This is a genomic window from Micromonospora sp. C31, assembly GCF_018070575.1.
GTDB lineage: Bacteria > Actinomycetota > Actinomycetes > Mycobacteriales > Micromonosporaceae > Micromonospora.
The window spans coordinates 1-9146 of sequence record NZ_JAGPXN010000042.1 but is presented as its reverse complement, the minus strand read 5'-3'; the positions used below and the strand labels follow the sequence as shown (position 1 = coordinate 9146).

The 9146-nt window shown below is 63.8% G+C and carries 3 protein-coding genes and 1 pseudogene; 3 read left to right on the top strand and 1 reads right to left on the bottom strand.

The features are described 5' to 3' along the window. From KBX06_RS27185 to KBX06_RS27175, 3 genes and pseudogenes are all read left to right on the top strand, one after another. Positions 1-117: pseudogene (locus KBX06_RS27185) on the top strand (IS5/IS1182 family transposase); the annotation flags it as partial. 115 nt (positions 118-232) lie between these two features. Then, positions 233-1309 carry an IS30 family transposase gene (locus tag KBX06_RS27180; RefSeq protein ID WP_247686764.1) on the top strand — a complete coding sequence of 359 codons (1077 nt, stop codon included), beginning with the start codon at positions 233-235 and terminating at the stop codon, positions 1307-1309. 13 nt (positions 1310-1322) lie between these two features. After that, on the top strand, positions 1323-1640 hold the full coding sequence (locus tag KBX06_RS27175; protein WP_210839891.1) for an integrase core domain-containing protein: 318 nt from the start codon (positions 1323-1325) through the stop codon (positions 1638-1640). 331 nt (positions 1641-1971) lie between these two features. Here the strand turns inward: KBX06_RS27175 and KBX06_RS27170 are convergent, their stop codons facing one another. After that, positions 1972-7845: an ATP-binding protein gene (locus tag KBX06_RS27170; protein WP_210839890.1), complete on the bottom strand. Its 5874-nt coding sequence runs from the start codon at positions 7843-7845 to the stop codon at positions 1972-1974. Positions 7846-9146: the final 1301 nt, after the last annotated feature.

Sequence of the window (9146 nt, the reverse complement as noted above, 5' to 3'; positions counted from 1 at the left end):
ACGCTCAAAACCTGGAAGATCCTGGCCAAGCTGCGCTGCTGCCCACGCCGAGCCACCGCGATCGTGCAGGCGATCCTCGTCCTGCACCGCACCGAATCCAACCGCTACGCAGGATGAAAAGGGCTCATTGGATGTGTTGATGGGACGGCGTGGGCGAAAGCGGCAGTTGGATGTCGAGGCTCGGTACTGGCAGCTGTTGTTGTCCGGGGTCGGGACGGTGCAGGCGTGCCGGATGCTCGGGATCACCCGAAAGACCGGGTATCGGTGGCGGGCGGAGAACTGCGGTATCCCGCCGGTACGGATCGCCGAGGCGGCCAGGTCGAACCGCTACCTGTCGCTGTTGGAACGGCAGCGCATCGCCACCCTTCGCGGTCAGGGCCTGGGCGTGCGGGAGATCGCCCGCCGGATTGATCGCTCGCCAGCGACGGTCAGCCGTGAGCTGCGCCGCAACACCCGTCCCCATGACAAGGCATACGACGGGGACCTGGCCCACGCGAGAGCTCGACAGCGCACCCGACGCCCGCGGCGGGGCAAGCTCAACCTCGATTCCGAGCTACGTGACGTGGTGCAGGACAAGCTTGAGCTGGACTGGAGCCCCGAGCAGATCGCCCAGTACCTGCGTCGCGCCTTTCCAGACCGCAGCGACTGGCATATCTGCCACGAGACGATCTACCAGGCCCTTTACCACGGCGGCCGCGGTGGCTTGAGTCGACAGCTGAGCCGACGACTACGCACCGGTCGCCCGTTGCGGCGCCGGCGCCGCCGTGCCGACCAACGGCAGTGCCGATTCGTTGCACCCGCGCTGCTGATCGATCAGCGGCCTGCCATCGTCAACGACCGCGTTCGCATCGGCGACTGGGAAGGCGACCTGATCGTGGGACGGATGAGCCAAAGCGCCATCGGCACCCTCGTCGACCGGACCAGCCGATACCTGCGGCTGGTGCACCTGCCGGATGGTCACCGCGCCGACCAACTCCGGGCTGCGCTCGTCAACGTTCTGGAGCGGCTTCCAGAGTCGGCGCGGCTAACGCTGACCTGGGACCAGGGCTCCGAGATGGCCCACCACAAGGAGTTGGCCGGACACTTCCGTGACGGAATCTACTTCGCGAGGCCGGCCAGTCCGTGGCTGCGTGGCACCAACGAAAACACCAACGGGCTCTTACGGCAGTACTTCCCCAAGGGCAGCAGCCTGGTCGCGCACGGGCCGGACATACTGCGGATGGTCGAGGACCACCTCAACCACCGGCCTCGCAAGATCCTCGGCTGGCGCACACCACACGAGGTCTTCCACTCCGCTCTGGCATCCTGATCGGGAGACAGCGTTGCGACGATGGCTGGAATTCACCGAGTACACCTCGGCCGACTTCTCCCGAGCCTGTAACCGGTGGAAGGTACGCCAGTCCATGGGGCGGGTCGGATCGTGCTTCGACAACGCCGTCGCCGAGGCCACCTTCTCCACCATCAAGGTCCAGTACGTCCACCGCCGCCACTTCCGCACCCGCACCGAAGCCCGCCTGAAGATCGCCACCTGGATCACCGACTTCTACAACCGACGTCGCCGGCACTCCGTCTGCGACTGGCGATCACCCATGGACTACGAACGATCAGAGACCCGTGCCCTGGAGGCCCGGGCCGCATAACGACGCCCTCCACGATTCCAGGGGATTGACAACCCTGTCACGTCGGCCAGATCCGCGAGCAAACGGGCACCCAGGTGCCCGACAACGCCCCGCCCGCCGCCGGTCACCATGATCTTCGGACGTGATGCGGTAGCCTTCACCCAGCAAGTGCCTTCCGTGACAGGAACATCGGGCCCTCAGCAAGTCCTATTTGCCCTGATCAGAAGGCACTTCTTCATTTCTGCCCAGCCCTTGGACAACCCTTAACGAAGGGCCGAGGTTAGGGCGACACCGTCGGCAACGCCTCGGTGAAGGAACGGCGCCGACAGCATTCGAACCTGATGACCCGGACCTAATCTGGCGTGACGGCGAATGTCGTGTAGATGAGGCTCATATCTGGATGCCGAGCCTGGAACTCAGCGATCACGTCTGGGCGTACGAGCAGGATGGAGCCTGATAGGCGGTGCTCACGTTCGCCCGGGTGGTTCTCCCCGTAGGGGCGATGGCGCCATGAGCGACAGACGACAGCTGGCTGCCCCTGCTGGTCATGCATCGTTAATCCAGCAGTGACGGGAGCGGGCGTCAGGCTTGCCATTGTGATGATATTGGGATGAGGTGAAAGGGCCACGAATCTGCCGAACGGGTCACGGCCGAAAGTTAGCGCGGCGAGACCGATCGATGCTAAGCCTTGCATCGGCGCGCTGCTGGGTGCACTTCGCCAAACATCAATATCGCTGTCCTCGATCACGGGAGGAGTTGCGACGGAGGCGTGGCACAGACACATTCCGGAATAACCGACAATGTACTGGGGTTCTGTGACCTGCCGCTCGCCAGCAGGTGGGTCGACTATCTCATGTTCGTAGTGGCCGGCGATTATCCAGCCTGAGTAGGGGCCTTCGGTGAGCTCCGTAGGGTTCACGGTTGTGAGTGTTTCCGGCAGCGCGTGTGGCGGGCGTAAGCGGCGAGGTCTTGGGATGCGACTCAGTCCGAGGCGCGCGCCAAGGTCCAGGGACCCGAGCAGCCCGGGGAGCATTTCCTGAACCAGGTTGGGATTCAGTTGCCTCTGCCGCGCAAGGTCCAGCCTTGCTTCGGACGCGGCTGCCTGCAGTGCCTCCTCGGCGTACTCGTCGAACGGCAGCCAGAAGAGGTCTTCCGCTGGTGTCCGCGTTTGACCGATGTTGCGAAGGGCCTCCGATTGCCGCTTCTTGTTACCGGGCGTTGATAGTGCGAGGTGGAGTCGTTCCGCGATGCGACGCGCGGCCTGTGGCCACGTGCGTTCGATAATTTCCAGCCGGGCCGGCTCGTACCTCTCTAAGAGCTGTTCAGTGAGGTGGTTTTCCTCGATGGGAGGTGCCGGTATTGTTTCGATAACTGAGTCCGGTGGCGTCTGGAGTCCGGCGCGCTGCAGCAGTTGGCGTGCGAGGGTATTTACTGCCAAGAATTTGCTCGTCGCGGCGAACGATAGCGCGCTGCGTGCAATTCCCGTCATGATGTATGGTGGAGTGTCGATCAGCTCGATGATTTGCAGCAATGCAATGAGCACCGATGTGGGCGCCTGTTCTGCGGCAGTCGCGACGGCGCGTCCCAATGCCTGCGGGTTGCTGGCGAAGAGAGTGATGCCCGCCATCGCGGCGCGGCGCTCTGGGACGAGCACGTGATTCAGGCGGGCGGCGAGCGCGTACGCGATCGTGGTTTCGGTGTCGAAGGGCGGGGATTTGTAGAGTTGGAGACTGAGGTCGTCATTCCCTGTGGGGGGCATCCGGAAGGAGATCACCGAATATGCCTGGTGCCAGGCGTCGAATGCGTCAGTGGTGTTGCCGGCGTATGCGAGCATTGTGATGAAATGGGATGTCTGACCGTAAGGTCCGCCTTCCGCCACCGCGTTCGCTGCTTCTTCGGCGAGCGTGTAATAGGCGGTTGCCCGGTCCAGGGAGAGCGCTTCTAGGAAGAGATTGACGGCGTCGGGATCGCCCCGCCTCATCCCTCCGTCAGAGGACCGGGTGCATGCAAGGGTGGCTGCTGCCGCAGCAAGGGCGGGAGCAGATCCGGTGAGCCGGGCAGCGAGTTCGGCGAGCAGTGTGTCCGGGCGCCACGTCCGGCTGTCACGACCGATCCGCGTGAGTAGGCCGTGGGCCTCGACATCGCGGTGGTCGTGGTGAAGGCGTAGCAGGGCCTCGCTGACCGTGTCGGCGACGGCTGACGCTGAAACGGCGTTGTCGTATTGTTCCCGCCAGCGTCGGACTAGACTCGCAAGGTACGCGACGCTGGCGTTTTGCGGTGCATCGAACGTCTCCGGTTCAGCCGTGGGTATATCGGCGGTCTGCTCGATGGCTGCGAGTTGCGTGGTACTGATCCCAAGCCGCTGTGCCGAATCGTTGATGAGCCTAATGGTTTCCGTCGACTCATCGGGGTTGTCGTCCGCAATTGCTCCGATGATCGTGGACCAGATAGCGAGATTCGATCCAGGAGCTCTTTCGGCTGCAGCGATCGCACTCTCTGGATTATGGTGGCCGTACATGCCGGCACCGATCCAGCCCGCAGCCAGAACTTCAGAATTAGCCTGTGCTGTAAGGGCTGCGAGCGCTTGGGGGATAGCATGATCGAGCTCGCCAAAGGTTGGAGTGTCGGCCAGATTTGACGCGGCGAGGTGTGAAAGCAGGCCAGTCGGATCGATTTCCGCGGCGATGTCCGCCCAGTGGTTGATGAGTCCGGCGGTGGATCGGCCGTCGGTGTGCCAGCGCAGGGAGGTGACGAGTGGGTAGGTCAGGCCGACCAGTGGCAGGGCGTTGACTGGGTCGGCGTTGGCCAATTCCGGGAGCGGCTCGAGAATTTCCAAGATCGTGATGTCTTTGCGGCGGCCATAGCCGGTTAGGTATTGGCATGCCTGCTGCCATGCTTCCTGCGCGAGATCTGCCCGTCCGGCTTCTTCGGAGATGATGGCGAGCAGCATGTGATCTTCGGCGTGGTAGTCATAGGTTTGGCTGCTGCGTTTGTCGGGTTGAAGCACAGCCTGGGCGACCTCGACGGCTTTGCTGCGCTTGGCAAGTGTGTCGGCAGTGGTGAGCAGCAGTTCCAGCAAAGCATTCGGGGGTATCGGACCGGACCGCCAATCGCCTTTGTCGCGGCTGGTACGCTGGCTGATCGTAACCAGGATGTCGACGGCGTCGCTCCATTGTGCGTCGGCAAGATCGTGCAGGACGAAGTGCAGCGAGTCCTGGATTATCCCGAAGGCGCCGTGCAGGTTGCTGTTCCTTGCGTTTTCTTCAAGTTCGGTCAGCGACCTGAGTGCGTCGAGGCGCGCTTCGTCGTCAGAGGTGCGGTGGATAGTGATGACAAAGCGCAGCCACAGCTGGTACCACGTCTCGTCTGGTATAAAGATCAATGCCCTTATAAGATCGCCGTCGTTGTGGACAGCAGCGGCCAACCCAATCTCTACGTACCACTGTCTCAAGAAGCCTGACGCCTGACGCGGGGTTCCAGATATCTTCATTGTGAGTTTACCGAGATCGCCACGGGCGGCCGTAATGGTGGCATCGTCTAGCTGGAGTCGATCATGCAGTTCGAGGAGTTGGTCGCTGGGAAGGTAGTCACCCTCGGCCAATGCTGCCCGCACCAACCGCTCGTATTCCGGTCCATCGCCGTGAGCGTCGGCAGCGCCGAGGAGTGCCCAGGCCCGGTCCGAGCCGGTCGCCTGCTCGGCGGCGAGAGCCTCGGCGGCCGCAGGGCCATAGAGTTCGCCAAATGCACACACCAGGCTCTGAGTGGCGACCCCGACCTCGTCGCGATGGGTGATCCATCGTTGGACAAGCCCGGCTGCGGCGGCTTGTCCTGCGACCTTGAGCGTGCCGACGATCCAGGCATGCACTAGGTGTGGCTCATGGCCATACTCGATGGGATCTTGTTCTCGACGCCGTTCTTCCGCCTGCAGGTACAGCTCCCACGGCGCCGGGACGCCTTGCTGTTCGCATACCAGACACAGTACGAGCCCGGATCGGGCGGGGAATGTGCACCGGCCGTTATCAGTCAAGGCAGACGCCAGGGCAGCGGGACCGTGCAACGCCGCGTACGTCCGCCCGAACCGGTCGGTCAGTTCGTCTCCGCCCAGCCGCCAAGTGTAAAAGAAGTGAGCGGCGCGAGATAGCTCCAACAGTCGAGCGAGGTCCGGCCAAGCCTGGAGTTCGGCGGCGCTTTCGGCAGCCACCTCTAAATTGGCCGCTACTGCGTCCCACGGCTGATTGTGTGCGGCGGCCCGGGCAACGAATTCCACGCCGACGTGGGCAAGGACCTCGCGGTGTCGACCCACTTCAGACAACATCGTGAGGAGGCCGCGGAAGGCGCGTGCATCGGCGAAATAATCCCACCGCTCAAGCCACCTGATCACCGGTTCGAGCAGCGGCGGAATGTTGGCTTCACCGCGTATGAACCGTTGGAAACTTTCGTGGTACACCCGTACCGCACCGGTGATGGCATCGCGCAGCAGGACGGACGACAGCAGGTCGAGGATGGCATCCCCCCGCCCAGCGACGAGGGGATGGATCTCAGCGAGCTCCGTCGCGGTAATGGGGAAGGTCATCAGCGCGATAGCTCGAGCGCACATTCGTGCGCCCTCATCACCGAGCCCATCCAGCAGCCACCGGTAATACGTCTCGATCTGTCCATCGAACTGAGGGGCTCCGGATAAGTACGCGGCGACGTCTGCGTCGTCGCGCGTGCAGATTGTTCCGGCGGCAAGTCCTATGGCCGTGCGGCACAGGTAGGTCGCCACCAGCGGGTTGCCCGCAGCCTTCGCGCAGATGATCGCTGTGACCTGCTCCCGCTCGCGCAGGGACAGTAAACCTTCCGTTGATGCGCCAACTCCCAAGCGGTCCACCAGCCGAGTGACCATGGCGTCCGGCCAGGGGCCGACCGCATGCTCAGCGGCGGTCGCGAGGAAGTCCGCCAAATGAGGACCGGGCTGCGAGCCAACCACGATCGATACGCCTGACGGTAGCTCCAAGGAGCTGATCTGTTCCATCAATTCTGCAGCGGCTCCCGGCTGGCGGCGGCCGGCCACACGGTCGACATGGTCAAGACCGTCGACGATGACGGCGATCCGCCGTGCGGGTAGCTGCGAGCGGGCAGACGCGAGTCGCGCCTCAAGCTCACGCTGGCCCGCCGAGAGCAGCGGCGCGTCGGCATCCCCCCCGACGGCCGGGTCGGCATCCTGGAGCTGGGCAATAAGGCTGCCATACATTACATCGCCGCTGATACGGCTGTTCTGCTCAATGTCACTTGGGCCAATAAATAAATAGTGCGAGGCGACTATCCAGCCCCTGGCGAGCAGACGCTGCCGCAGCCCGTGTAATAGCCAGCTCTTACCGGCGCCAGGCTGTCCCGTGACGGCCACTCGACCATGTCGCTCTACCGCCGCGATCAGCGCTGCGAGTTCGTTGTCGTGGGGAACCTCCGTATCAGGGTCTAGCTGTAGATCCTGCCGTGCTCGACCGAAGTCCATGCGTAGATCCAGTTGCTCGATTACCTCCTGCCGCGAGCGCCACTTATCGCGTGAGACCCGGGCCAAATCAACGAGGACCTTCGCAACATCCCTTGGATCACGGCCGGCATTAGGAAATCGTCCCACTCCGACCCGCTCCCGTAGGATCTCCAGAAGAACCGTCTCCAACGGCCCCGGCCTGAGTAGATCACCCGACTGCGTTGGGCAGTCGATCTCAATCACAAACCTTCGGCAGAACTCCACCAGCTGATCACGGGTCACACGGGCCAAGCCCTCATATATCGGGCCACCGTCGACCGGCCACCACAAGGCGGGATCGAGAACATAGCGCTGCGTGGCGAATCCAGAAACAAGAGGGCCATGACTTTCGCTGGGTACCACATAGGGTGCGAGGGTTTCCCCGATGCGGCTGAATGTCACGACTAGGCGGCACTCGTCCGGGCGCTCTGACGCCGCCCAGTACTTCGAGACGACGTCGTCTAGCCGGAACTTGATTCGATCGCCGGTTAGGTGCGACAGGTCCAGCGCACCGGTTGACACGCTGTTCTTCAACTGGACCCCGCGCCATACCCTCCCGCGCTGGTTTAAGTCATCGAGTCGATAGCTTTCGGCGATGCGCAACTCCGCCCCCACCGCAGTCTCGCTGGTTCCAGGGGTGAGCAGCAGCGCGTAGGCGCAGGCGGTCACAAGATCCTGATGGCGATACCCGCCCAACGCTCCAGCAAGTGGCACGGTCTAGAAGTCTACGCGCGGTGTCGATGCCGAATAACGACGGAAATCCTGCGGGCAAAGGGGAACGGCGCCTCCTCGGTGTGGAGCGAGCCAGCCGAACTGGTCCTGGAGCAACGCTCTGTCGGCGTGGGTGGCTGGCCGTCTCGGGTTAGAGACCAGCCGCGGCACGTCCTGCGGCTGGTCCGTGCCTTGCCCGACCCGCCGGTCGGCACAGTCACGGCGCTGGTGTGGATGACTCGGCCCTCGCTGCAGGCACCGGTACGCGACCGTGCTGGTCGACATCGACCCCGCCGGCCAGTCGACGTACTACTACCCGACCGGCAAGCCACCGTCCTTGCTGCCTGGCTCAGCCTGCGGCCGACCGTGCAGGTTAACTGCCGCGATCGCGCCACCGCCTACGCCGAAGGCGCCCGCCCTGGCGCGCCACAGGCCAATCAGGTCGCCGGCCGGTGGCACCTGTGGCACATCTCGCCGAACACGTCGAGAAGGCCGTCGCCTGTCACCGCCGCTGGCTGACCATCGCCCTCCAAGCACAGTCCCAGCCGGCGGCGGTGAACTTGGCCCAGGCCGCTACCGATACCGCCGCCGACCGAGCGGAACAGGGACTGCTCGTGCCCCAAACCTGGCGCCGCTACCAGCAGGTCCGTGATCGGGCGACGAGGGCTACAGCATCCGGGAGATCACCCGACGGCTCGGCCTGGCCCGAGGTGCCGTGCGTCGCTTCGCCCGGCACGTCACCGTCGACGAATTTGTGGCCAAACCCCGCGCCGGTCGGCCGACCATTCTCGACGACCACCTCGACTACCTGCACTAACGCCTCACCGGCGGCATTACCAACACCGCCCAACTGCTCACCGAGATCCGCGCCTGCGGCTACTGCCGCAGCGCCGCCGCCCTGCGCGCCTACCTGCAACCCCTGCGAACCGCTGCCAGCTCGGCGAGTGCTGCGGGCAAGCCATCGGCGGTTTCGGACACGGTCAGAGCCGGTGCGCGGGACAGGGACGAGATCAGCGATGATGGCAGTGCGGGCATGACTCACTTCGGATCGATCACCATGGCGTACAGAACCTTGATGATCTTCTGAACCGGTCATGCCCGTCTTGCTGCCACCAACAGCGGCGCTTCTATCACGAACTGCCTGAGTCGGACACCGCCACGACTTTGCCGGGGCCCTGGCTTAGTACTCCAACGTCACTTGGCTTCAGCGTTGGGCGTGGCGCGGGCATGAAGACGGCCACCGCGTTGATCATCGATGGTTTGTGAGGACAACCGAAGATCGTGCGGTGGCCGCGTGCCACAGC